The sequence below is a fragment of the uncultured Schumannella sp. genome (assembly GCF_905479755.1).
GTDB lineage: Bacteria > Actinomycetota > Actinomycetes > Actinomycetales > Microbacteriaceae > DCRR01.
Window position 1 is genome coordinate 1 of the sequence record NZ_CAJQNT010000039.1, and the last position, 23,378, is coordinate 23,378.

Annotated in this window: 26 protein-coding genes and 1 pseudogene; 17 read left to right on the top strand and 10 right to left on the bottom strand. The window is 71.1% G+C overall.

What is annotated here, in order from left to right:
- From QZ258_RS10520 to ilvC, 3 genes are all read left to right on the top strand, one after another.
- The coding region (locus QZ258_RS10520) for a thiamine pyrophosphate-dependent enzyme (RefSeq protein WP_294181316.1) at positions 1–689 on the top strand (689 nt) is incomplete at its 5' end.
- 3 nt (positions 690–692) lie between these two features.
- Complete coding sequence (gene ilvN / locus QZ258_RS10525; protein WP_294181318.1) at positions 693–1,202, top strand: acetolactate synthase small subunit; 510 nt, start codon at positions 693–695, stop codon at positions 1,200–1,202.
- Positions 1,203–1,324: 122 nt separating this feature from the next.
- Positions 1,325–2,350 (top strand): ketol-acid reductoisomerase, encoded by a 1,026-nt coding sequence (gene ilvC, locus QZ258_RS10530; protein WP_294181320.1) that lies wholly within the window; start codon positions 1,325–1,327, stop codon positions 2,348–2,350.
- Positions 2,351–2,673: 323 nt separating this feature from the next.
- Here the strand turns inward: ilvC and QZ258_RS10535 are convergent, their stop codons facing one another.
- Both QZ258_RS10535 and QZ258_RS10540 read right to left on the bottom strand, forming a co-directional pair.
- Positions 2,674–3,447: an FAD-binding oxidoreductase gene (locus tag QZ258_RS10535; RefSeq protein WP_294181322.1), complete on the bottom strand. Its 774-nt coding sequence runs from the start codon at positions 3,445–3,447 to the stop codon at positions 2,674–2,676.
- Between the two features lie 7 nt (positions 3,448–3,454).
- Positions 3,455–4,048, bottom strand: a complete 594-nt coding sequence (locus tag QZ258_RS10540) for a molybdopterin-dependent oxidoreductase (RefSeq protein WP_294181324.1) — start codon at positions 4,046–4,048, stop codon at positions 3,455–3,457.
- 87 nt (positions 4,049–4,135) lie between these two features.
- On the opposite strand from QZ258_RS10540, the gene moaA reads away from it, so the two are divergent.
- Together moaA and QZ258_RS10550 are read left to right on the top strand one after the other, a co-directional pair.
- Positions 4,136–5,203, top strand: a complete 1,068-nt coding sequence (moaA, locus tag QZ258_RS10545) for a GTP 3',8-cyclase MoaA (protein WP_294181326.1) — start codon at positions 4,136–4,138, stop codon at positions 5,201–5,203.
- Positions 5,200–5,457, top strand: coding sequence for a MoaD/ThiS family protein (locus tag QZ258_RS10550; RefSeq protein WP_363182254.1), 258 nt, complete (start codon positions 5,200–5,202; stop codon positions 5,455–5,457). The genes moaA and QZ258_RS10550 overlap by 4 nt, the downstream gene beginning before the upstream one ends.
- A gap of 6 nt (positions 5,458–5,463) precedes the next feature.
- On the opposite strand, the gene QZ258_RS10555 is transcribed toward QZ258_RS10550, so the two are convergent.
- The 5 genes from QZ258_RS10555 to QZ258_RS10575 are packed head-to-tail and all read right to left on the bottom strand — an operon-like array spanning position 5,464 to position 10,017.
- The gene (locus QZ258_RS10555; RefSeq protein ID WP_294181328.1) at positions 5,464–6,177 is read right to left on the bottom strand and encodes an SDR family NAD(P)-dependent oxidoreductase; all 714 of its coding nucleotides are present in this window, start codon (positions 6,175–6,177) and stop codon (positions 5,464–5,466) included.
- 45 nt (positions 6,178–6,222) lie between these two features.
- Complete coding sequence (locus QZ258_RS10560; RefSeq protein ID WP_294181330.1) at positions 6,223–6,654, bottom strand: molybdenum cofactor biosynthesis protein MoaE; 432 nt, start codon at positions 6,652–6,654, stop codon at positions 6,223–6,225.
- The gene (gene moaCB, locus QZ258_RS10565; protein WP_294181332.1) at positions 6,647–7,687 is read right to left on the bottom strand and encodes a bifunctional molybdenum cofactor biosynthesis protein MoaC/MoaB; all 1,041 of its coding nucleotides are present in this window, start codon (positions 7,685–7,687) and stop codon (positions 6,647–6,649) included. Before moaCB ends, QZ258_RS10560 begins: the two co-directional genes overlap by 8 nt.
- The gene (gene glp / locus QZ258_RS10570) at positions 7,684–8,889 is read right to left on the bottom strand and encodes a gephyrin-like molybdotransferase Glp (protein ID WP_294181335.1); all 1,206 of its coding nucleotides are present in this window, start codon (positions 8,887–8,889) and stop codon (positions 7,684–7,686) included. Before glp ends, moaCB begins: the two co-directional genes overlap by 4 nt.
- Before the next feature lie 33 nt (positions 8,890–8,922).
- Positions 8,923–10,017: a ThiF family adenylyltransferase gene (locus QZ258_RS10575; RefSeq protein WP_294181336.1), complete on the bottom strand. Its 1,095-nt coding sequence runs from the start codon at positions 10,015–10,017 to the stop codon at positions 8,923–8,925.
- A 334-nt stretch (positions 10,018–10,351) separates the two neighbouring features.
- Here QZ258_RS10575 and QZ258_RS10580 point away from each other — a divergent pair, with 334 nt between their 5' ends.
- The 10 genes and pseudogenes from QZ258_RS10580 (at position 10,352) to QZ258_RS10620 (ending at position 20,272) form a co-directional block, all read left to right on the top strand.
- The gene (locus QZ258_RS10580; RefSeq protein ID WP_294181337.1) at positions 10,352–10,765 is read left to right on the top strand and encodes a molybdopterin-binding protein; all 414 of its coding nucleotides are present in this window, start codon (positions 10,352–10,354) and stop codon (positions 10,763–10,765) included.
- A gap of 197 nt (positions 10,766–10,962) precedes the next feature.
- Entirely contained in the window at positions 10,963–11,679 is a 717-nt protein-coding gene (gene modA / locus QZ258_RS10585; RefSeq protein WP_294181338.1) for a molybdate ABC transporter substrate-binding protein, read from the top strand.
- Positions 11,669–12,493, top strand: coding sequence for a molybdate ABC transporter permease subunit (gene modB, locus QZ258_RS10590; protein ID WP_294181339.1), 825 nt, complete (start codon positions 11,669–11,671; stop codon positions 12,491–12,493). Before modA ends, modB begins: the two co-directional genes overlap by 11 nt.
- Positions 12,490–13,263 (top strand): sulfate/molybdate ABC transporter ATP-binding protein, encoded by a 774-nt coding sequence (locus QZ258_RS10595; protein ID WP_294181341.1) that lies wholly within the window; start codon positions 12,490–12,492, stop codon positions 13,261–13,263. Before modB ends, QZ258_RS10595 begins: the two co-directional genes overlap by 4 nt.
- A 135-nt stretch (positions 13,264–13,398) precedes the next feature.
- Positions 13,399–14,457 (top strand): acetamidase/formamidase family protein, encoded by a 1,059-nt coding sequence (locus tag QZ258_RS10600; protein ID WP_294181342.1) that lies wholly within the window; start codon positions 13,399–13,401, stop codon positions 14,455–14,457.
- Positions 14,454–15,995 carry an AtzH-like domain-containing protein gene (locus tag QZ258_RS10605; RefSeq protein WP_294181343.1) on the top strand — a complete coding sequence of 514 codons (1,542 nt, stop codon included), beginning with the start codon at positions 14,454–14,456 and terminating at the stop codon, positions 15,993–15,995. The genes QZ258_RS10600 and QZ258_RS10605 overlap by 4 nt, the downstream gene beginning before the upstream one ends.
- 55 nt (positions 15,996–16,050) lie before the next feature.
- A complete protein-coding gene (locus QZ258_RS10610; protein WP_363182256.1) occupies positions 16,051–17,292 on the top strand; it encodes an alanine--glyoxylate aminotransferase family protein in 1,242 nt (413 codons plus the stop codon).
- On the top strand, positions 17,289–18,581 hold the full coding sequence (locus QZ258_RS10615) for an allantoate amidohydrolase (RefSeq protein ID WP_294181345.1): 1,293 nt from the start codon (positions 17,289–17,291) through the stop codon (positions 18,579–18,581). The genes QZ258_RS10610 and QZ258_RS10615 overlap by 4 nt, the downstream gene beginning before the upstream one ends.
- A 137-nt stretch (positions 18,582–18,718) precedes the next feature.
- Positions 18,719–18,976 (top strand): annotated as a pseudogene (locus QZ258_RS12415) (ATP-binding protein); the annotation flags it as partial.
- Positions 18,977–20,272, top strand: coding sequence for an ATP-dependent endonuclease (locus QZ258_RS10620; RefSeq protein ID WP_294181350.1), 1,296 nt, complete (start codon positions 18,977–18,979; stop codon positions 20,270–20,272). It abuts the pseudogene before it with no gap.
- A gap of 246 nt (positions 20,273–20,518) precedes the next feature.
- Here QZ258_RS10620 and QZ258_RS10625 read toward each other — a convergent pair whose 3' ends face one another.
- Positions 20,519–20,836, bottom strand: a complete 318-nt coding sequence (locus QZ258_RS10625) for a thioredoxin family protein (protein WP_294181352.1) — start codon at positions 20,834–20,836, stop codon at positions 20,519–20,521.
- 3 nt (positions 20,837–20,839) lie between these two features.
- Positions 20,840–21,466 carry a bifunctional 2-polyprenyl-6-hydroxyphenol methylase/3-demethylubiquinol 3-O-methyltransferase UbiG gene (locus QZ258_RS10630; protein WP_294181353.1) on the bottom strand — a complete coding sequence of 209 codons (627 nt, stop codon included), beginning with the start codon at positions 21,464–21,466 and terminating at the stop codon, positions 20,840–20,842.
- 48 nt (positions 21,467–21,514) lie between these two features.
- Between QZ258_RS10630 and QZ258_RS10635 the strand changes: the two genes are divergently transcribed.
- The gene (locus QZ258_RS10635) at positions 21,515–22,240 is read left to right on the top strand and encodes a hypothetical protein (protein ID WP_294181355.1); all 726 of its coding nucleotides are present in this window, start codon (positions 21,515–21,517) and stop codon (positions 22,238–22,240) included.
- 50 nt (positions 22,241–22,290) lie between these two features.
- Entirely contained in the window at positions 22,291–22,695 is a 405-nt protein-coding gene (locus QZ258_RS10640; protein WP_294181358.1) for a DUF6855 family protein, read from the top strand.
- A 69-nt stretch (positions 22,696–22,764) separates the two neighbouring features.
- Here QZ258_RS10640 and QZ258_RS10645 read toward each other — a convergent pair whose 3' ends face one another.
- A complete protein-coding gene (locus QZ258_RS10645) occupies positions 22,765–23,370 on the bottom strand; it encodes an NTP transferase domain-containing protein (RefSeq protein WP_294181360.1) in 606 nt (201 codons plus the stop codon).
- Positions 23,371–23,378: the final 8 nt, after the last annotated feature.

Below are 23,378 nucleotides of genomic sequence, written 5' to 3' on the forward strand. Positions count from 1 at the left end.
CGCTCGGTTTCGTCGACGACCCCGACGACGGGCTGCTCGCCCCGCAGGCCATCATCCAGCGCATCGGCGAACTCTCCGGCCCCGAAGCGGTCTACGCCGCGGGCGTCGGCCAGCACCAGATGTGGGCCGCGCAGTTCATCAAATACGAGCGCCCCATGTCGTGGCTGAACTCCGGCGGCGCCGGAACGATGGGCTACTCGGTGCCGGCCGCGATGGGCGCCAAGGTGGCCCAGCCCGACCGTCTGGTGTGGGCGATCGACGGCGACGGATGCTTCCAGATGACCAATCAGGAGCTCGCCACCTGCACCATCAACGACATCCCGATCAAGGTCGCGATCATCAACAACTCGAGCCTCGGCATGGTGCGCCAGTGGCAGACGCTGTTCTACGACGGCCGCCACTCGTTCACCGACCTCAACACGGGCTCCACCTCGGCCACCGAGCAGACGCGCATGGTGCCCGACTTCGTGAAGCTGGCGGAAGCGTATGGTGCCCTGGGCATCCGCGTGACGAAGCCCGAAGAGGTGGATGCGGCGATCAAGCTCGCGATCGAGACCAACGACCGGCCCGTCGTCATCGACTTCGTGGTCAGCCGCGACGCGATGGTGTGGCCGATGGTGCCGCAAGGCGTCGGCAACTCGCAAGTGCAGTACGCCCGAGATCACGCCCCCGAGTGGGAGGAGGAGTAGGCCATGTCGAGACACGTGCTCTCCCTGCTTGTCGAAGACAAGCCCGGACTCCTGACCCGCGTCGCGGGGCTGTTCGCCCGCCGCGGCTTCAACATCGAGTCGCTCGCGGTCGGCCACTCCGAGCTCGAAGGTCTCAGTCGCATCACCGTCGTGGTGGATGTGGACGCCCTCCCGCTGGAGCAGGTCACCAAGCAGCTGAACAAGCTCATCAATGTGGTGAAGATCGTCGAACTCGACCCGACCCAGGCGGTCGAGCGCGAGCACCTGCTGATCAAGGTGCGCGTCGACAACACCACCCGCTCGCAGATCCTCGAGGCGGTGAACCTGTTCCGCGCGCGCGTCGTCGACGTGGCGCCGGATGCGCTCGTTATCGAGGTCACGGGTGACTCGGGCAAGGTGCAGGCCTTCCTGCGCGTGCTCGAGCCTTACGGGATCAAGGAACTCGCGCAGTCGGGCCTCCTGGCGATCGGTCGCGGTGCGAAGAGCATCAGCGAACGCGTCCTCAAAAACTGAAAACCCCGCTGGTTGAGTAGCGGCGCGAGCCGCGTATCGAAACCAGCATCCGCAGCAGTCGGGTTGTGATTGGCCGGCAGTGCGGGCCCCAACCCTCCAGAAGAAGAAAGAGAAACTCACTCATGGCAGAGCTCTACTACGACAAGGATGCCGACCTCTCCCTCATCCAGGGCAAGAAGGTTGCGATCGTCGGCTACGGATCGCAGGGTCACGCGCACGCGATGAACCTCCGCGACTCGGGCGTCGAGGTCAAGATCGGTCTGAAGGACGGCTCCAAGTCGGCCCCCAAGGCCACCGAAGAGGGCTTCGAGGTGCTGAGCGTCGCCGACGCCGCCGAGTGGGCCGACGTCATCATGATCCTCGCGCCGGACCAGCACCAGCGCACGATCTACAACGACAGCATCAAGGACAAGCTGACCGCCGGCAAGACCCTCGCCTTCGCGCACGGCTTCAACATCCGTTTCGGCTACATCGAGGCGCCCTCCGACGTCGACGTCATCCTCGTCGCCCCGAAGGCCCCAGGTCACACGGTGCGTCGCGAGTACGTTGCCGGCCGTGGCATCCCGGACATCATCGCCGTCGAGAACGACGCCTCGGGTTCGGCCTGGGACCTGGCCAAGTCGTACGCGAAGGCGATCGGCGGCACTCGTGCCGGCGTCATCAAGACGACCTTCACCGAAGAGACCGAGTCGGACCTGTTCGGCGAGCAGGCCGTGCTCTGCGGTGGCACCTCGCAGCTGGTCATGTACGGCTTCGAGACCCTCGTCGAGGCGGGCTACCAGCCCGAGATCGCGTACTTCGAGGTGCTTCACGAGCTGAAGCTCATCGTCGACCTGATGTGGGAGGGCGGCATCGCCAAGCAGCGCTGGTCGGTCTCCGACACGGCCGAGTACGGTGACTACGTTTCGGGCCCGCGCGTCATCGACCCGAGCGTCAAGGAGAACATGCAGGCCGTTCTCGCCGACATCCAGTCGGGTGCCTTCGCGAAGCGCTTCATCGACGACCAGGACGCCGGTGGCCCCGAGTTCATGGCGCTCCGTGAGAAGGGTGCCCAGCACCCGATCGAGAAGACCGGCAAGGACCTCCGCGCCCTCTTCGCCTGGAAGCAGCAGGACGCCGACTACACCGACGGCTCCGCCGCCCGCTAGTTTTTGGCGCCAGGGATGCATCCCTGACGTAAGGGAGTGCCGCGCGCGGCACTCCCTTCCGTCTTTTGGGCGTCCGTTGGGGCGTTTCCCGCCTGACCTGAGGCGGACGACATCGCAGCAGGCGAGAACGTGGCGGATGCCTCCGCGGGCGAGGCGGCGGCAGACGGTGCGCCGCAACGCAACCAGCTCCGACCCGCGGCACCCGGGGTCCTCGGCGAGGGCTGGTGCATACGAACGCGCGTACCGCGTACCGCGCGCCGCAAGCGCGTGCCGCGCGCGGCACGCGCCGCCGCCCGGGATGCATCCCGCGCGCACACAATGACTTAGGCGCCGCCGAAGCGCTCGGCGCGGATCTGGGCGGGGTCGTGGCCCGCCTCGACCAGCCACATGGAGATCATTTCGACGAAGGGCGTGGGGCCGCAGAGGTAGATGCGCGGCTTCTCATCCGGCGGGATGCTGTGCTCAGCGAGCGTCTCACGCGTGATCCGCGCGGGGGCGACCGGCCAGCCCGAAGGCGCCTCACGCGTGTACAGGTAGTCGACCTCGAGCGGTCCGGGGCAGCGGCGGGCGGCCTCCGCCAGCTCGTGACGGAAGAACACGTGCTCGGGGTCGCGCACCGAGTACAGCAGTCGGAACCGAGTCATGTCGCCCGCCTCGGCGTGTGCGGCCGCCATCGCATACAGCGGCACGATGCCCGAACCCGCGCCGATCAGCTGCACCGGGGGCAGCTGCGCGCCGTCGCCCTCGGTGGGCGGATGCCAGAGGAAGAACCGCCCCAAGGGCCCGTGCACTTCGAGCTGGTCGCCGACCCGCAGCTCGTCGACCAGGAACGGCGACACCTCGCCGTACTCGAGCCGATCGACGACGAGCGTGAGCCGTGTCGACTCGCCCGCCGAGGCGATCGAGTACGCCCGCGAGGCCTGATACCCGTCGGGCGCCGTCAGCCGGATGTCGAGGTGGGCTCCCGCGTCGTTGCCCGGCCAGGTGGGCACGTCGAGCACCAGCCGGCGCGAGTTGGGCGTCTCGGGCGACGTCTCGGCCACCGTCGCCAGGTGCCAGGCCGCACGGTGCACGGCGATCCGGTCGACGACCTTCATCGGCGGGTCACCAGTAGCGCTCTTCCTGCCACGGGTCGCCGTGCAGGTGGTATCCGTTCTGTTCCCAGAAGCCGGGATCGTCGCGCGACATCATCACGAGCCCGCGGATCCACTTGGCGCTCTTCCAGAAGTACAGGGCGGGCACGAGCAGGCGCGCGGGGCCGCCGTGCTCGGGGCTCAACGGCTCGCCTTCGGCCTCGGTCGCGATCCAGGCCTGCCCGTCGAGCAGCTCATCGAGCGGGATGTTGGTGGTGTAGCCGCCGTAGCTGTGGGCCATCACGTAGTCGTAGCTCGACTCGACGTTCTCGAAGAACTTGTCGAGACTCACACCCCGCCACGCCATGTCGAGCTTCGTCCAGTGCGTGACGCAGTGGATGTCGGTCTGGATGTCTTCGACGCCGAGCGCGAGCATCTCATCCCAGTTCCAGACGTGCTTCGCGCCGGTCTCGTCGGCGATCGTGAACGTCCAGTCCTCGGTTTCGAGCTGCGGGGTGGCGCCCGCCGACAGGACCGGCCAGTCTTCGACGAGCGTCTGCCCGGGTGGGAGTCGGGGGTCGCGGTCGCCGCCGCGACCGGTGAAGCCTCGTGTGATGAACGACATGCGCATCCTCCCGAACATGAGCGAACCTGGGTTCAGAGTAGACCGCGTGGCGAGCGGCGTCACGAGTGGCGACCCTAGGCTGGTGGCATGACTTCTCTGGGCCTCGGGATGCCGGCGGTGCGCCGCGATCCGAGCGGCGCGCCCGCCACCGACGGCCGCCCCCAGACGGATGCCCTGATCGACCGCTTCGGACGCGTCGCCCACGATCTGCGGGTTTCGATCACGTCGGCGTGCTCGCTGCGCTGCACCTACTGCATGCCCGCCGAGGGGCTGCCGGTGATCCCGAAGGACGAGTTGCTGAGCGCCCCCGAGATCGCCCGGCTGGTGGGCATCGCGGCGCGCGATCTGGGCGTGCGCGACGTGCGGTTCACCGGCGGCGAGCCGTTGACCCGCGCCGACCTGGTCGAGATCATCGCGCTCTCTCGCGAGGCTGCCCCCGAGGCGTCGCTCGCGATGACGACGAACGCGATCGGGCTCGACAAACGCGCGATCGCGCTGCGTGACGCCGGCCTCGACCGGCTGAACGTCTCGCTCGATACGATCGACCGCGCCCACTTCGAACGGCTGACCCGCCGCGACCGGCTGCCGGCCGTGTTGCGCGGCATCGCCGCCGCTCACGAGGCGGGGCTCGGCCCGATCAAGGTCAATGCGGTGCTCATGCGCGAGACGCTCGGCGACGCCCCCGAGTTGCTGGCCTGGGCGATCGACCACGGCGCCCGCCTGCGCTTCATCGAGCAGATGCCGCTCGACGCCGACGAGGCCTGGCAGCGGGCCAACATGGTGCCCGCCGCCGAACTGCTGGAGGTACTCGGCGCCCGGTTCCGGCTCACCGAGATCGGCCGCGAGGACCCGTCCGCCCCCGCCGAAGAGTGGCAGGTGGATGACGGCCCCGCCACCGTCGGCATCATCGCCTCGGTCACGCGGCCCTTCTGCGCCGCGTGCGACCGCACCCGGCTGACCGCGGAGGGCACGGTGCGCTCGTGCCTGTTCGGCGACGACGAGACCGACCTGCGCGGGCTGCTGCGCGGAGGCGCGAGCGACGCCGAACTCGCCGACCGCTGGCGCGCTGCGATGTGGGGCAAGCAGGCCGGGCACGGCATTGATGCGGCGGACTTCGCGCGCCCGGTGCGATCCATGGGGGCGATCGGCGGATGACTGCCGTGCGTTCGATTGCCGTGCGCTATTTCGCGGCGGCCGCTGACGTCGCCGGTCGCGAAGACGAGACGCTGAGGTTGCCGGTCGCGGCCACCGTCGGGCACCTGCGCGCCGCACTGCGCGAGCGCTACGGCGCCGAAATGGATCGGGTCATGACGGCCGGGTCGTTCCTCGTCGACGGGGTCGTGTCACGTGACGACGCCCGTGCGCTCGGCGACGCGGTCGACGTGTTGCCGCCGTTCGCGGGCGGGTAGGCGCGCCTAACTCTCCACGCCGAGCAGCTTGTGCCCGGCGGCGATCTCTTCGCCCGAGATGCTGCCGGCGGCCTGTGAGGTGAGAAAGACGATCAGGGCGGCGACGTCGGCGTAGCTGGACTCGCCGGGGCGTCCGCGCTCGGGCGCCGGATGCGCGGTCTCGTCGAGCACCGGGCCGGGGTTCACGACGTTGACGGTCACGCCGGTGCCGGCCGCCGAATCCGCGAGCGTCTTGGCGATGGTGTTCAGGGTGCGGTTGCGCACCGCGCCCGCGAGCGTCGTCGTCATGCGCGCGATCTGGCCGCTTACCCCCACGATCCGGCCGTAGCCCGCGGCCGTCATGTGGGGCAGGAGCGCGGTGGCGACGCGGAGGAATCCGATCGACTTGCCGCTGATGGCGTCCAGCAGGTGGGCGGCCTCCAGGTCGCGCGCGGCGTCGAGGGTGGCGGCGGGTGGCGCGGCCGTCAGCACGGCGACGTCGATGCGGCCGTGGCGGGCGAGCACCTCGTCGATCGCGTTCGCGACGGAGGCGTCGTCGCCCGCGTCGAGCACGACCGAGTCGACGCCGAGCTCGGTGGCGAGAGCGGAGAGCTTCCCCGCGTCGCGGGCCGCGAGCACCACGGTCGCCCCTTCGGCGACGAGCTGGCGCGCGGTGGCCGAGCCGATGCGGCCGGTTCCGCCGACGACGAGGGCGACACGATTCTGAAGTCCGAGATCCATGCGCCCATTCTGCCGCGCGGGTGCTCGGGGCGCCGCGCCGGTTCGCTACAGCCCGACCCACTCCGAGACGCCGTCGACCAGGTGCTGACGCTTCCAGATCGGCACGCGTTGCTTGATCAGGTCGACGAGGCGCGAGCAGGCCTCGAAGGCCTCGGCGCGGTGCGGTGCGGCGACCGCGGCGATCAGGGCGGCATCCCCGATTTCGAGCCGTCCGATGCGGTGCACGGCCGCGACCCGCAGGCCCGTCTCGGCGGCGATCTCGGCGCAGGTCTCGCGCAGGAAGCGTTCCGCCTCCGGGTGCGCACGGTAGTCGAGCGCGCGCACGCCGTCGCCGTGGTCGTGGTTGCGGATCACTCCGGCGAAACAGACGACGGCACCGTCCGCGGCGGTCACCACCGAATCCTCGATGCGGGCGCGGTCGAGGGGTTCTTCGGTCACCTGGGCGAGCGCGACGAAGCCCGGCGTGCCCTCAGTCATGGTCGCCGCCGGCGAGCTGGTCGAGCAGGTGCGGCAGCAGAGGTTCGAGCACGGCGAGGCCGTCGCGCACGCCGCCCGTGGATCCCGGAAGGTTCACGATGACGGTCGAGCCGGCGACGCCCGCGAGCGCGCGGCTGAGCGCGGCGGTCGGGGTGGCGGCGCGGCCGGCGGCGCGCACGGCCTCGGCAATGCCGGGAAGTTCGCGGTCGAGCACGGCGGCGGTCGCCTCCGGCGTGCGGTCGGTGGGCGAGATGCCGGTGCCGCCCGTGGTGAGGATCAGTGCCGGGTGTTCCGCGACGGCCTCGGCGAGGGCGGTCGGCAGCTCGGCGTCAGCGACGATGCGCGGGGCGACGGCCGCGAAGCCGTGGGTCTCGAGCCAGGCGGTGATGATGGGGCCGGTGGTGTCGTCGCGGGTGCCGGCGGCGGCGCGGGTGGAGGAGACGAGGGTGAGGGCCGTCGGTCGAGTAGCCGACGCAGTCGGCGTATCGAGACCCGCGGAGGCGCCGAGCGGTTTCGATACGCCCTCCGGGCTACTCAACCGGCTGAGGGCGTGGGCGGCGTCGCGGGTCCAGTGGCCGTGCTTGCCGCCGGTCTTCTCGAGCAGACGGATCTCGCCGAGCTCGGCGAGCGGGTCGACGGCCTTGATCATGTCGTGCAGGGTGAGGCCCGCGACGGCGACCGCGGTGAGCGCCTCCATCTCGACGCCGGTGCGGCCGGTGACGGCCGCGGTGGCGCGAATCTGAATCTCGCTCTCGCCGAGCTCGAAGTCGACATCGACCGAGTCGAGTCCGAGCGAGTGGGCGAGCGGAATGAGCTCATCCACGCGCTTGGCGCCCTGGATACCGGCCAGCCGGGCGGTGGCGAGCACGTCGCCCTTCGGCATCCCCTCGCCCTGAATCAGGCCGATCACCTCGGGCGTCGTCAGCAGCCGTCCCCCCGCGAGCGCGACGCGGCGGGTGATCGGCTTGGCGCCGACGTCGACCATGTGCGCCTGCCCGGCGGCGTCGAGGTGGGTCAGCTTCGGCTTGGTCATAGTTCGACAGTCTCCACGATCTCGCCCGCATCCAGGTGGGTGACGCCCTCCGGCACGACGATGAGCAACTCGGCGGCCGCGAGGGCCGCGACCAGGTGCGAGCCGGGTCCGGCGATCGTCGCCACCCCGGACTCGCCGCGCACCCCGCGCAGGAACTGGCGCTTGCCGGCGACCGAGTCGAGCGTGTGGGCGAGCGGTTCGCGGCGGCGGACGGCGCGCGGCAGAGCGGCGATCTCGCGCAGGACGGGCGCCGCGAACAGCTCGAACGACAGCTGCGAGCTGACCGGGTTCCCCGGGAAACACAGCACCGGGATGCCCACCCACGCGCCCGTACCCTGCGGCCCGCCGGGCTGCATCGCCACACTCCCGACGAGGGCACCGCGCGGCTCGAGCACCTCGCGCACGACCTCGTGCTCGCCCATCGAGACGCCGCCGCTGGTGACGATCAGCTCGGCGCCCGCCTCGACGGCTGCGTCGAGCAGGGCCGCGAAGCTTTCGGCGTCGTCTTGCACCCGCCCCGTGAAGACGACCTGGGCTCCGGCGCTGCGGGCGGCGGCGAGGAGCGCCGGCCCGTTGGCGTCGAACAGTTCGCCGGGCCCCGCCGCAGTGCCGGGGGCGACGAGTTCGCTGCCGGTCGAAACGATCGCCACGCGCACGGGCGTCGTCACCTCGACGTGGGTGAGGCCCGCGGCGGCGAGTGCGGCGAGGTGGCGCGAGCGCAGCAGGCGGCCCGCGGGCACCAGTTCGGCCCCCGCGGCGAGGTCGGAGCCGGCCTCCCGCACATACAGCCCGGGGGTGGGGGCCGCGAGCACGGCACCGCGGTCGTCGGTGTCTTCGATGCGCACCACGGCATCCGCTCCGGCGGGCACGGGCGCGCCGGTCATGATGCGCACGGCCGTGCCGGGGGCGAGCGGAGCGGGCTCGCCGGGGGCGGCCGCGATCTCGCCGACCAGCGGGAGCAGCACGGGGGAGTCGACACTGGCGCCGGCGAGGTCGGCGGCGCGGACGGCGATGCCGTCCATCTGCGAGTTGCGAAACAGCGGAAGCGCGACGGGCGAGGTCACGGCGCGGGCGGTCACGCGATCCAGGGCGTCATCGAGCGGAACGGTCTCGCGCGTGCGCTCGCGCAGCGCGGCGAGCAGGGCGTCCACCGCGGCGGAGTGCTCCTCGACGCTGCGGCGGAAGGCGGCGGTGCCGGCCATCTCAGCGACCTGCCATCTCAGTACCTCGGCATCTCAGTACCTCGGCATCGCGGGGTCGACGGCGCGGGCGAAGGCGTCGATGCCGCCGGTGAGGTGGCGCACGCGAGTGAAGCCGAGTGTCTGCATCGAGGCGAGCGCCTGCCCGGAGCGCACCCCGTGGTGGCAGTAGAGCACGATGTTGGCGTCGCGATCGAGCGGGTCGACCCCGGCGAGGATGTCGCGCAGCGGGATGAGCGTCGAATTCGGCAGCGCGACGAAGGAGTGCTCGTGCGGTTCACGCACGTCGATCAGCATCGGTGGCGCGTCGCTCGCGAGTTCGGCGGCCAGCTCGGCCGAGACGATCGAGGTGGAGCCGTCGAGCTCGCGTTCGGCGGTGCGCTCCTCGATCGAGCCGGGACGCACGACGCCCGGCTCCCGCTCGTAGCGCACCTCGCGCATGCCGCCGGTGCGGGCGTCGAAGATCGCGACGCGGCCCAGCAGCGGCTCGCCGATGCCGGTCAGCACCTTGATGGCCTCGGCGGCCATCACTCCGCCGATGACGGTGCAGACCGGGGGGAGCACGCCGACCAGTTCGCAGCTGAGATCCTCGGCATCCGGAGCTTCGGGAAAGAGGTCGCGGTAGTCGACGCCGCGCTCGTCCCAGGCGACCCCGGCCTGGCCGGTGTAGCGCACGGCCGAGCCCCAGACCAGCGGGATGCCGCGCACCGCCGCGATGTCATTGCAGAGGTAGCGGGTGGGCGCGTTGTCGCTGCCGTCGATGAGCAGGTCGGCATCGAGCAGCAGGTCGAGCGCGTTGCGGCCGGTGAAGCGCTCGGCCACCGGGTGGATGACGGTGTCGGGCGACAGCGCCCGCAGCGCCTCGGCCGCCGACTCGACCTTCAACCGCCCCACATCGGCGGCGCGGTGCAGGGTCTGGCGGTGCAGGTTGCTGACGTCGACGGTGTCGTCGTCGACGATCGTGATCGTGCCGACGCCGGCGCCGACGATCGCGGGCAGCACGGCCGAGCCGAGTCCGCCCGCGCCGACCACCACGACGTGCGCGGCGGCGAGACGTTCCTGCGCGCTCGGGCCGAATCCGTCGAGGACTCGTTGGCGGGCGAAGCGCGGCGCGCCGGGGTCGAGGGGCATGGGGTGATTCTTCCAGGTTGCGCGGGAGCGCACCGGGTCGGCGAGGGGGAACGGCGCGCCCGCGCCCGGCGTGCCCGCCTTCGACGTGCCCGCCCTCAGCGTGCCCGCCCTCAACGTGCCCGCCCCCGGCGCGCCCGCCCCCGGCGCGCAACCTCGGAGAAATGGCTGCCTCGTCCACGAGGCGTGGCCTGCCCGGCCAAATCTCCGACTTTGCGCGAGAAGGAGAGGGAGGGCGAGGCCGCGGGCGCCCGGCGACCCGCGGCATGAACGGCATCTGCGGCTAGAATCACGATATGGAGACGCAAACGCGGATACTGCCGCACCGAGGGGTTCGATGAGCGAGTTCCGGGTGAGCGAGGCGGCAGCACTGCTCGGTGTGAGCGACGACACGGTGCGCCGCTGGGGCGAGAGCGGCCGACTGCCGATCCGCCGAGCCGACAACGGTCGCCAGGTGATCGACGGCGTCGACCTCGCGCCGCTGATGACCGAACTCGCCGCCGAGTCCCCCCTCGCGGATGCCTTCCCGACCGCGCGCGTCTCGGCCCGCAACCGCTTCACCGGCATCGTCACCGCGGTGACGCGCGACGGCGTGATGGCGCAGGTCGACATCCAAGCGGGACCGTTCCGCGTCGTGTCGCTGATGAGCCGCGAGGCCGCCGATGAGCTCGGACTCGAGGTCGGCGTGCTCGCGGTCGCGAGCGCGAAGGCGACCGTCGTGACGGTGGAGCGGCCCGAGGAGCGTGCGTGAGGCGAGCGCCGGGCGCCGGCGTCGGCGGCACCGGGGGCGGCGCAGTCCGATCTGGCGCTGCCCGATCCGGTGCTGTCCGATCCGGCAGTGCCCGATCCGGTGCTGCCCGACTCACCAGTGCGCGACTCGGCAAGGCCCAACTCGGCCGCGCCCTGGCACTGTGCGCGTCGAGCAGCGTGCTGCTGTCAGGCTGTGCCGTGCCCGCGCCGAGCGACCCGAGCGACCCCGCCGACGGAGAGCTCGCCGGCTCCGTGACCGTGCTCGCCGCCGCCTCCCTCACCGAGGTCTTCGACGACCTGGCGGCCTCGTTCGAGGCGGAGCACCCGGGCGTCGACGTGGTCGTCAGCGTCGGTGGCAGCGGTGCCCTGGCCGAGCAGATCCTCGCGGGGGCCCCAGCCGACGTGTTCGCCGCCGCCAACGAAACCGCGATGGCGACCGTCGCCGAGGCAGGGCTGGCACCCGAGGCGACGGTCTTCGCCACCAATACGCTCGAACTCGTGGTGCCGGCCGGAAACCCGGGTGGGGTCGCGGGCCTTGCCGACCTGGGCCGCCCCGAGCTCGCGATCGCCCTGTGCGACGAGACGGTGCCGTGCGGCGCCGCGAGCGTCGAACTGCTCGCCCTCGCGGGTGTCACCGCCGCGCCCGACACGCTCGAGACCGACGTGAAGGCGGTGCTCACCAAGGTCCTCCTCGGCGAAGCGGATGCCGGACTCGTCTACCGCACCGACGTGCGGGCCGCCGACGCCGCAGTCGTCGGCATCGAAATCGCGGAGGCATCCCAGGTGGTCAACCGTTACCCGATCGCGGCGCTCGCCGAGGCGCCGAATCCGGATGCCGCCCAGGCCTTCGTCGCATTCGTCCTCTCGGCGGCAGGCCGGGCTGCTCTCGCGGAAGCGGGCTTCGGTGTCCCGTAACCGCGCCTCGCAGCAGCGTGCCCGCCGCGCCCTCCCGGCCGTCGTCCTCGCGGGCGCCGGGCTCGCGCTGGCGCTGCTGATCCTCCCGCTTGTCGCGCTCGTCGTGCGTGCCCCGTGGGATCGCGTCGCCGAGATCGTCGGCGGCGACGTGGTCGGCCCGGCCCTCGCACTTTCGCTTGGCACCGCGGCGCTCTCGACGGTGGTCTCGCTCGCGCTGGGGGTACCGCTCGCCGTCGTCCTGGCGCGCTCGCACGCCTGGCCGGTGGTGCCCCGGCGCCTGCTGCGCGCGGCGGTGACGATCCCGCTGGTGCTCCCGCCGGTGGTCGGCGGCATCGCGCTGCTGTTGTTGCTCGGTCGGCGCGGCGTGATCGGGGCGTGGTTGGCCGAGGTGGGCATCGGCATCCCGTACACGACGGGCGCCGTCGTGATCGCGCAGGTCTTCGTGGCGATGCCGTTTTTGGTGTTCGCGGTCGAGGGGGCGCTGCTCTCGGCCGACCGCCGCACCGAGCTCGCCGCCGCGACGCTCGGCGCGAGCCGTGCGCAGGTGTTTCGCCTGGTCACGCTGCCGCTCGTCGGTCCCGGGGTCGCGGCGGGCGCCGTCCTGTGCTTCGCGCGGGCGCTCGGGGAATTCGGCGCCACGATCACCTTCGCCGGCAGCCTGCCGGGCGTCACCCGCACGCTGCCGATCGCGAGCTACCTGGCGCTGCAGTCCGACCCGGATGCGGCGATCGTGCTCGCGCTCGTGCTGCTCGCGGTGGCGCTCGCCGTGATCCTGGCGCTGCGCGACCGGTGGATGCCGGGGGTACGCGCGTGAGCGACCGCACCACCGGACGCGGCGGCGCGCCCAATCCCGCCGGGGGACTGGACCCCGGCCTCGTCGCGCGGATCGAGGCGCATCGCGGCGACGTCGACCTGCGTCTGGAAATCACCGCGACCCCGGGGCTCCCGGTGGCGCTCGTCGGACCGAACGGCGCCGGCAAGTCGACGACGCTCGCGGTACTGGCGGGGGCGCATCCGCTCGACGCCGGGCGCATCGCGCTGGGCGGTCGCGTGCTCGCGGGCGACGGGGTCGATCTGCCGCCCGAGCGTCGCGGCATCGGACTCGTGTTTCAGGACTACGTGCTGTTTGGGCACCTGACCGTGCGCGACAACATCGGCTTTGCCGAACGAGTGAAGCGCGGGAGGCCGGCGGGGCGCGCCGCCGCCGAACCGTGGCTGGAGCGTTTCGGACTGACGGCGCTTGCCGACCGGCTTCCGGCGGAGCTCTCGGGCGGGCAGGCGCAACGCGTCGCGCTGGCGCGGGCGCTCGCCGCCGAGCCCAGGCTGCTGCTGCTCGACGAGCCGATGGCGGCGCTTGATGTGGAGGTGCGCGCCGAGGTGCGCACCGAGCTGGGGGAGCTGCTGCGGGGCCTCCCGATTCCGACCGTCATCGTCACCCACTCCCGCGCCGACGTGGAGGCGCTCGGCGACGAGGTGATCGTGGTCGAAGCGGGGGAGGCGACGCAGCGCGGGTCGGTCGCGGAGCTGCGCGCGCATCCGGCGACCCCGTACGTGACCCGGCTGTTCGCCACCCCGCCCGAGTAGGCCCCGCCCGAGCGCCTCGCAGTGTGTCGTTTCTCCGGAGGTTTCGTTGCCCGGGCCGCCCCGCATCCCGAAAACACGGATGCGGCCGTGGAGAACTCCGGAAAAGCGGCACAGTGCGGGCAGTAGTCTGGGCTGATGTTTGAGATTCTGCAGCCGGGGGTCGGGCCGCGCGGGGACGGGGCGTATCTGCCCGCCGATCCGCGGCAGGTGTTCTGGGGTGTGCTGCCGTGTGAGGCGGATGCGCCGGTGCTGTCGATCGCCTCCGGTGACGAGGTGACGATCGACACCCTCAGTCACGAGGGGCTGCTCGACGACCAGGGCTCCGACCCGGCGGCGTTCTTCGCCAGCCACGGGGTGCCGCGCGAGCAGGTGCTCGACGACGCCGTCGCCGTGGTGGCGACGCGCGAGCGCGGCCCCGAGGACGGGCCGCACGTCGTCACTGGCCCGATCGAGGTGCGCGGCGCGGAGGTGGGCGAACTGCTCGCGATCCAGGTGCTCGAGACGATCCCGCGCGTACCGTACGGCGTCATCTCGAACCGGCACGGCCGCGGCGCGCTGCCGGGGGAGTTCCCCCGCGGCGACAAGAACGTCAGCGTGTTCGCCGCCGCACGCGACGGCCAGGGTTGGGTTCCGCGCGTTGCGGGCGGCGAGGCCGACGTGCACTTCCCGCTCGACCCGTTCCTCGGCATCATGGGGGTCGCCGTCGCCGGAAGCACCCGTCCGCACTCGGTTCCGCCCGGCCGCCACGGCGGCAACATCGACGTCAAACTGCTGACCGTCGGCAGCACGCTCTACCTGCCGGTGCAGGTCGCGGGCGCGCTCGCCTTCGTCGGCGACCCGCACTTCGCCCAGGGTGACGGCGAGGTGGCGCTCACCGCGATGGAGGCCTCGCTGCGCGTGCGGCTGCGCTTCCGCCGGGTGCAGGCCGATCATCCGTTCGCGCGCGTCGCCCGCCGTCACGGCCCGATCATCGAGACGCCCGAGTTCCTGGTGCCGACCGGCATGGATGCCGACCTCGGCGAGGCGAACCGCGCGGCGGTGCGCGCCGCGATCGATCTGCTCGGCGAGGTGCACGGGATGGACCCCGAGCACGCCTTCGCGTACCTCAGCGCGGCGACCGACTTCAACATCTCGCAGGTGGTGGATCGGGTCACCGGCGTGCACGCCCGCATTCGAAAGGCGGACTTCCTATGACTGTGTCGGTGAGCCTCCCGCAGGGCGCTGATGAGCCGGAAGGCCTCGTGGATGCCGTCCTCGCCTACGAGACGGCCCTCATGTCGGACGACGTCGAGGCCCTCGATGCCGCGTTCGCGCCCGGGGCGAGCACGCTGCGCGGCGACGCCACCGGGCTGCTCGTTGGGCACGAGGCGATCGCGAGCTTCCGGCGTGGCCGCGGCGGGGCGCCGCAACGCCAGCTGCTGGCCCTGCACGTGCGGCCGGTCGATGCCGACAACGCGCTCGTGGTGGCCGAGGTGGCCGCACAGCGCGGTGGTCGGGGCCTGCAGACGCAACTCTGGCGCCGGGATGCCGAGGTCGGCTGGGTGGTGTCGGCGGCGCACGTGAGCGCCCCCACTCCCGCGGTCGATGCGCGCATCTGGCGCACGGTCGGCACGCCGCTCGTCGCACCGCAGGGCGCGGGCGCTCTCGACGGGGTCGGGATTGCCGTGAAGGACATGTTCGAGGTGACGGGCTTCGCGGTCGGGGTCGGGAATCCGCGGTTTCTGGAAACGTCGACACCGGCCACGCGCACCGCTCCCGCGCTGGAGGCGTTGCTGAATGCTGGGGCGCACGTGACCGGCATCGCGCAGACCGACGAGTTCGCGTACTCGATCGCGGGCGCCAACGCGCACTACGGCACCCCGCCGAATGCGGCCGTGCCGGGCGGTCTGCCGGGCGGCTCGTCGAGCGGCCCCGCCTCGGCGGTCGCGAGCGGCCAGGCCGACCTCGGCCTTGGCACCGACACCGCCGGCTCGGTTCGCGTTCCGGCCTCGTACCAGGGGCTCTGGGGCCTGCGCCCCACTCACGACGTTGTCTCGCTCGATGGCGTCTGGCCGCTCGCCCCCACCTTCGACACCGTCGGTTGGCTCACCCGCGACCCGGCCACCCTGCACAACGCGGTCGAGGCGACCCTCGGGGCGACTGAGCTACGGCTTGCCCCCGAGTTCGTGGTGGCCCCGTCGTTGCGGCGCGACCTCGACGCCGAGGTGCTGGAAGCCTTCGACGCGAGCGTCGCCCGCTTCTCGCCCGCCGAGATCGAGATCCCCGAGCCCGACGAGTTGCTCACCATCTTCCGCACGATCCAACCGGCGGAGGCGTGGAAGAGCGACGGCGAATGGGTCGCGGCGAACCCGGGCGCGCTCGGGCCGGGCGTGCGCGAACGGTTCGAGATCGCCGAGAGCATGAGTGCGGCGAGCGAGGCCGCGGCGCGCGAGGCGATGGCGGTGGCGCGCGAGCGCCTGGATTCGATTCTGGGCGACCGCATCCTGCTGCTCCCCTCGGCGTCCTCGGCCGCCCCGACTGCGGCGGCGAGTCCGGAGGAGCTGGAGACGGTGCGCGGGGCGACGCTGCGGTTGTGCAGCGTTGCCGGAGTCGCGGGGCGCCCCGCGCTCAGCGTGCCCGTGCTGAGCGCGACCGGCCCGACCGGACGACCGGCGCCGCTCGGTCTGTGCCTGGTGGGGCCCCGAGGCAGCGACCTGGCGCTTGTCGAGCTGGCCGCCGACCTGTTCGGATGATTCGAATGTTGCTCTGATCAACATCCCCGAAACAATCCTTTTCTAAGATGGGGCAGTGACCACTGCCCTGCCGATCAACCCGCCCGCCCGTCTGCTCATGGGCCCCGGCCCCATCACGGCCGATCCGCGCGTGCTGCGCGCGATGAGCGCCCAGCTGGTGGGGCAGTACGACCCGGCGATGACGGCCTACATGGCCGAGACGCAGGAGTTCTTTCGCGGCGTGTTCGCGACCGCCAACGACGCCACCCTGCTGGTCGACGGCACGAGCCGTGCCGGCATCGAGGCCGCGATGGTGTCGCTGCTGGAGCCGGGCGACAAGGTGCTCGTGCCGATCTTCGGACGCTTCGGCCACCTGCTCCGTGAGATCGCCGAACGCTGCGGCGCCGAGGTGCACGTGCTCGAGCGCGAGTGGGGCACCGTGTTCACCACCGCCGAGATCGAGAAGGCGCTCATCGAGGTGAAGCCGAAGCTACTCGCGGTCGTGCACGGCGACACCTCCACGACGGTCGCGCAGCCCTTCGACGAGCTCGGCGCGCTCGCCCACAAGCACGGCGCGCTGCTCTACAGCGACACCACCGCAAGCCTCGGCGGCAACACCTTCCTCACCGACGAGTGGGGCGTGGATGTGGTCAGCACCGGTCTGCAGAAGTGCCTCGCCGGGCCCTCGGGTTCGGCCCCCATCACGATCTCGGATGCGGCGCGCGCCATCATCGAGTCCCGCAAGTCGATCGAGGCGGGCATCCGCACCGAGGGCGACCCGGTGCTGGCGAACCCGATCCGCTCCAACTACCTCGACCTCGCTCAGATCTTGGATTACTGGGGTCCGAAGCGCCTGAACCACCACACCGAGGCCACCTCGATGCTGTACGGCGCGCGCGAGTGCGCCCGCATCCTGTTGGAGGAGGGACTCGACGAGACGATCGAACGTCACCGCGTGCACGGCAATGCGATGGCCGACGGACTCGCGGGGCTCGGCTTCGAGATCTTCGGCGACCAGAGCGTGCGCATGAACAACGTGATCGGCGTGCACATCCCCGAGGGGATCGATGGCGACGCGGGCCGCGCGGCGATGCTCACCGACTACGGCATCGAGATTGGCACGAGCTTCGGCCCGCTGCACGGCAAGGTGTGGCGCATCGGCGTGATGGGCTACAACGCCCGCCGCGACACGGTGCTGACAACCCTGGCGGCGCTCGAGCAGCTGCTGCGGCGCGGCGGCGTCACGGTGCCGGTCGGTGGCGGCGTGGATGCGGCCCTCGAGTCCTACGCCGCGTCTTCTACGGACGGTGTCGCGTGACCCTCGGACTCGACGGCACCCCCGCGATCGATTCGCTGCCCGCGGCGCAACGCGTCCTGGACCGCGCCGACGAGCTCGCGCGCCACTCCTCGATGGAGGACGGCATCGAGCGCGTCTACCTGAGCCCCGAGCACGCGCGCGTCAACGCGATCGCCGCCTCGTGGATGCGCGAGGCCGGCATGCACTCCTGGCAGGACTCCGCGGGCAACCAGTGCGGTCGCCGATCCGACGACCCGGAGGGCACGCCCGCGCTCGTGCTCGGCTCCCACCTGGACACGGTGCCGGGGGCGGGGCGCTACGACGGCATCCTCGGGGTGCTGGTCGCGATCGAGGTTGCCGAGCGGCTCGAACACGTCGACCTGCCCTTCGCGCTCGAGGTGGTCGCCTTCGCCGATGAGGAGGGCACGCGTTTCGGCGCGACCCTGCTCGGCTCGCGCGCCTTCGCGGGCGGCTGGAAGTCGGAGTGGAACGAACTCGAGGATGCGAACGGCACGACCCTCGGGGAGGCGGCGCTCGCCTTCGGGCTGGACCCGGAACGCATCCCGCGCGCCGCGCGGAAGCCGGAGGATGTCGTCGCGTACCTGGAGGCGCACATCGAGCAGGGCCCGAGCCTCGAGCGGCTCGACCGTGCGCTCGGCGTCGTCACCTCGATCGCGGCGGCCGAACGGCGCCTGATCCGCGTGGTGGGGGAGTCGCGGCACTGCGCCACCCCGTGGGAGCTCCGCCGCGACGCGCTGCAGGGCGCGAGCGAGATGATTCTCGCGATCGACCAGATCGCGCGCGATCGCAACAGCCCGGCGACGATCGGCCACATCACGGTCGAACCGGATGCGGTGAACGTCATCCCGGGGCTTGCCGAGTTCAGTCTCGACCTGCGCGATGCGACCGCCGCCGGTCGCGACGCGACGTGGGAGGCGATCCGCCGCCGCATCCGCGAGATCGCGCTGGACCGTAGCCTGGCGCTGGACATTGAGACGACACACGCCGCACCCGAGATGGTGTGCGCGCCCGCGCTGCGCGAGTCGATCGCAGCGGGCATCCGTGCGACCGGCGACGAGACGCCGCTGGATCTGTTCAGCGTGGCCGGCCACGACGCGATGGCGGTCGGCGAGCTGACCGACGTGGCGATGCTGTTCGTGCGCTGCGCCGGGGGCATCAGCCACCACAAGGACGAGTCGGTGCGACTCGACGACGTGGCCGCCTCGATCGACGCGATGCACGCGGCGGTGCTCGACGTGGCGCTGCGCTACTCCGCGGGCGACGCGGATGCGCCGGGGCTGGTGCCGTAGGGGCGCGGTCAAGTCGCCATAGTTGACGCGCCACATGGCTGGTGAACTCCGAGGGCACCCGCGTTCGTTGCGCTGAGAGCCAGATCCGCATTAGTTGAGTTATTCTTACTTACGAAGCGCGCGGCGCGTCTTGTGGCATGCGTGCAGGCTTAGCTTCGCGTCCCACACGTGAAGTGAACGAAGTCCGACCAGGCAGGGGAACTGACAGCGTGCTAGCTCCAACCGAGTCCAAACTCACGAGTGCGTGGGACGCGCTACGGCATGACAGCAGAGGGTGGCCATTGTTTCTGTCCGCGGTGGCGATTTCGGGCCTTCGAGGATGGCGCGGCGAAGTAGTCGAATTCCGGTATCCAGTCGTTGCGATCGCCGGAGTAAATGGGGCCGGAAAGAGCACCGTGCTGAAGGCCGCTGCCGCGGCGTATCGTGCGCCAACTGGCACCGCGACTTCGGTCGCGTACTCCCCTGACGACTTCTTCCCGAATACGCCCTGGGAAGAGGTGAGTGGTGTCGTCTTGAAGTACACCGTGCGGCAAGGCGAGACCACCGAACTTGTGACAGTGCGGAAGCCGACGTCTCGCTGGCGCGGGGCACCCGAACGCAAGCATCGGTCGTCGTACTTCCTGGATGTGTCAAGAATTCAGCCCGCAAACACCCAGATCGGGTACGGGAGGACCGCGCAGGACGTCATTAGCCGGGGAACCTCTGAATCGCTGGATGAAGCGGAGATCTCGCAACTTAACCGGACGCTCGGGCGTACGTATGAAGATGCGAGCTTCGATCGCGCCGAAGACAAGCAGGTGGGGGTGCTCACTCAATCTGGAGTTCGCTACTCAAACTTCCACCAAGGTGCGGGGGAGGATTCGGTCTTGGACTTGGTCGCGCTGATCTCCAAGGCCCCGAAGCACTCGCTGGTACTAATCGACGAAGTCGAGGCGTCACTGCACCCACAGGCGCAACGCAGTCTCATGGCGGAGCTCCTTCGAGTCGCGGAGGCGAAGCGGCTACAGATTGTTTTGTCGACGCACTCCCCGTACATCCTCGAGCGTTTGCCTGCACTCGCGCGAGTATTCGTCTCCGTTGATCGGCAGATGAAGCGTCAGATCCTGTACGGAGTCACGCCAGATTTCGCATTGAGTCTCATGGATGACGAAGCCCACGCCGAACTCGATATCTACTGCGAAGACGACTCAGCCACCTACCTGATCGAACGGCTCATAGCCGCGGGCCTCCCCGAGTCAATGCAGCGAGTTCGAATCACAGGGGTAGGTCCCGCCTCAACGGTGATGGCGCTGGGTCCGATCGCAGCCAAGGACAAGCTACCGAGGCCTGCCATCTGCGTTGTGGACGCCGACCAAACCGAGGGGGAAGATTATTTGGTGCTCCCCGGGTCGGCCCCTCCAGAGCGAGAAGTGATTCTAGGGCTGTCTGAAGCCAATTGGCTTTCCGTCGGCGAGCGATTGGGCAGGAGCGCCGGCGAAGTGCTCGACGCGAAGGACAGGGCGGTTCAAATCGAGCACCATCACGCCTGGCCGGGCGAGATAGCGCGGTTGCTTGGAGGGACGATGCGGCCATCAAAGGTGTGGGAGGCGGTCGCGGACGTCTGGGTCAGTGACGTGCTCGGCGATGAGGCAGCGGCGCAATGGTGTGCACCGATCGCGGACGCACTTGGATCTCATTCCGGGCGTGGGTGAGCGAGGCGCTCGTCGCCCGGGCCGACGAGTTGCCACCAGTAACCGGCACGTGAGGCGTCGCGCTCAGCCTGAAGGGAGAGTCCCCAGCAGTCCACTTCTTCGCCGATGCGGCTGCCCATCAATCACCTCCGACGATTCAAGCGCGACCGGCGGTTGTCACACAGCCCTCGCCGGGTTGGCGCAACCGCGGCCAAATTGTCGAGATCACATCGTCGGATCGCGGGCCGTGTCACTCGCGTGTCGTGTTCAAGATCTCTCGACGCGAGCGCGGAGCGCCTCCACGACCTGCTCCTGCGTCGGAAGCCCGGCGAGCCCCGTCGGCGTGCGGTAGACGCGACACGCGAGGTCGTTGGTCGCACCGCCGGAGGGGAACAGGTCGGTGCCGTCGACCTCGATCGTCGGCGAGCCGGCGAAGGCCGTGCCGATCGTGTCCTCCGGCGTCGCGAGCAACTCCACCGCGATGGGGATGTCCGAGAGCCCGAGCTCATCGAGGGCCGCACGCAGCCGAACCTCGGCGTCGGCCCAGTTCGGGCACTCGTCGATGTGCAGCAGTCGGATCTTCATGACCTACATTCCGTTCCGTCGTACGACGACGACCGAGTCCAGCAACACCGCCGACTCCCCGTCGGGGCCCGTCGCCGGGCGCTCGCGCGCCTCGGCGGTGACGGTCTCCCAGGCATCCGCCGGGAGGTTGAGCGCGGCGAGCTCCTCGGCCGGCGTCGGCATCTCGGCGTGGAAGTGCTTCGACCACGGCGGCGGGGCGGCGTGCGCGACCACGAGCAGGTGCCCGCCCGGGGCGACGAGCGTGGCGGCGCGGCGCAGGATCGCCTCGCGCGACAGCGTGACGTTCGACTGCAGGAAGCAGGCGCTCACCAGGTCGAAGCGCGCATCCGTCGTCCAGGTTTCGAGGTCGGCCGCAACCCAGGTGTTGCGGTCGGCGGGGATGCCCCGGCGGGCCGCCTCGTCGGCGCCACGGCGCACGGCGGTCGGCGAGATGTCGACGCCGGTGACCCGCCAGCCCTGCTCGGCGAGCCACAGGCTGTCGCCGCCCTCACCGCATCCGAGGTCCAGGGCGGTGCCGGGGGTCAGTTCGCTCGCCACGGCGACCATCGAGGCGTTGGCGCGACCCGACCAGACCTGCGTGGCGGTGGAGTAGCGCTCCTCCCAATACTGGGCGGCTTCGTTCTGAGACATGACGTTGAGAATACGCGTCGTGAGCCCCCGAACTGGCACAGTGAGGGCATGCGCCCGCCCGTCTGTGCCGTCTGCGAGCGGATGCTCGACGAGCCGGCCGCCGGGCTGGTGCGGTTCCAGCCGACCGAGGAGTCGCGTGACTGGCGCGAACGCGCCGAGCGGGACGGATTTGTGGGTCACCCGCCCGACGAGGACTGGTTCTGTGCGACCCACGTCGATCGCGCCCGGGAGCTTGCTGCCACCCACGCCCTCGCGGACGCGCTGCGGCGCGTGGCGTTCGACGCGCGTCGCGCCGCCAACCGGGCTCAGTCGGACGAGACGCGGCGGACCGACGCGCCGCCGATCCGGATACGCCCGATCGTGCCCCGCGGCATCGACGAGCTGGGGCACGCCTTTCGTGAGCTGGTGCCGGCTCTTGCCGAGCTTGTTGGCGTGCCGGTTCCCCGGCTGGAGCGGGTGAGCCGCCGCACCTGGCACCCGATGGATGGCGCCGTGGCCCCCGACTGCCCGTTTGCCGACGACATCCGGTGGACGGAGCCGGACGCCCCCATCTCGCTGTCTGGCGACCGCGCCTGGTGGAATCCCGACACCCTCGCGCGTGCGAGCGAGACGCTGTCGGTGCGGGTTCCGCGAAGCGACATCGACGTGAGCATCACGGGCGCGATTCCCGCCGACGGGTCGAGCCGGATGGTGACCGAGCTGATGGTGCTACGCCGCCTGCCCGACGAGATCGCCGCGGTGCTCGACGCCGCGCTGCCGCCGCCCGCACCCTAGCCTCGTCGCGCGCGCCGGAGTAGCGTCGAACCCACACCCGAGGAGGCGTCATGAGCGGCAGCGGCACCAAAGACGAGCCCTGGGAGCTGACGACCGCGCCCGGCTCGAGCGCGTACACGATGTACCGCGACTTCGACGCCGATCCGCCGGCACTCGTCTGCCAGGTCGGCTCGACGAAGCTCTCGTATCACGCGAGTGCGATCGACGACCTCTACGCCTGGCTGCGCGAGAAGGGCGACTGGGTCGACCTCGGCGCCGCGGACGAGAAGAAAGAACCCGCGCCCGGCACGGTCGAAGCCTGGGGGCGTGACGAATCCAACCCGGTCGGCGGCTGGTACGGCCTGCGCAAGGGCTACCGCGGCCGTTTCGGCATGTACCTGCCGCCGCTGCTGGAGGCGCTCGGCCTCGCCGAACTCACGCACGAGGCCCGCAACAACCGGATGCGCGCCATCTAGCCTCTCGCCTCCCGCCGAGCGCGACCGAAACGTGCGAGCGCGACCGAAGAACCGGGCGCGCTCGTGAGTTCAGGTAGCTCTCGGCGGACGTGGGGGTGGAGGTGGGGGCGGGGTGTCGGTGTCGGCGCCGTGCCAGAGGTCGGCGCACTCGAGCTCGAGGGCGGCGTGCGTGCGGAGGTAGGGGCCTGCGCCCCGGTCGCCGTGCGCCGCCTCAGCGACCGCTCGCCAGTGATCGCGGCCGAGGAGCACCGGATGCCCGGGTCGACCCTGGAACACCGCGCGCGCGAGGGCGGCGGCATCCGGCTCCGTGCTCGTGAGCACGCGGGCGACGACTTCGGCGGGCAGGCCCGGCAGGTCGACGAGCGTGATGAGCGCGGCGGTCGCGGGGGAGTGTTCGAGGGCTTCAAGCCCGCGGCGCAGTGACGCCGAGAGCCCGTCAGCCCACTCCTCGGCCACCACGACCGAGGTGCCCTCCGGCACGAGGGTTCGCGCCGTCTCGGCCGAGGCGCCGAGCACGACGGTGACATCGGCGCATCCGCCCTCCCGCAGGGCCGTCACGGCGAGCTGCAGCCAGGGGGCGCCCGCGTCGTCGCGGCGCAGCGCCTTCGGGCCGCCCGCGCGCGAGCCGGCGCCCGCCGCGAGCACCAAACCCGACACGTGCGCGAAACCCGTCATGGCTACAG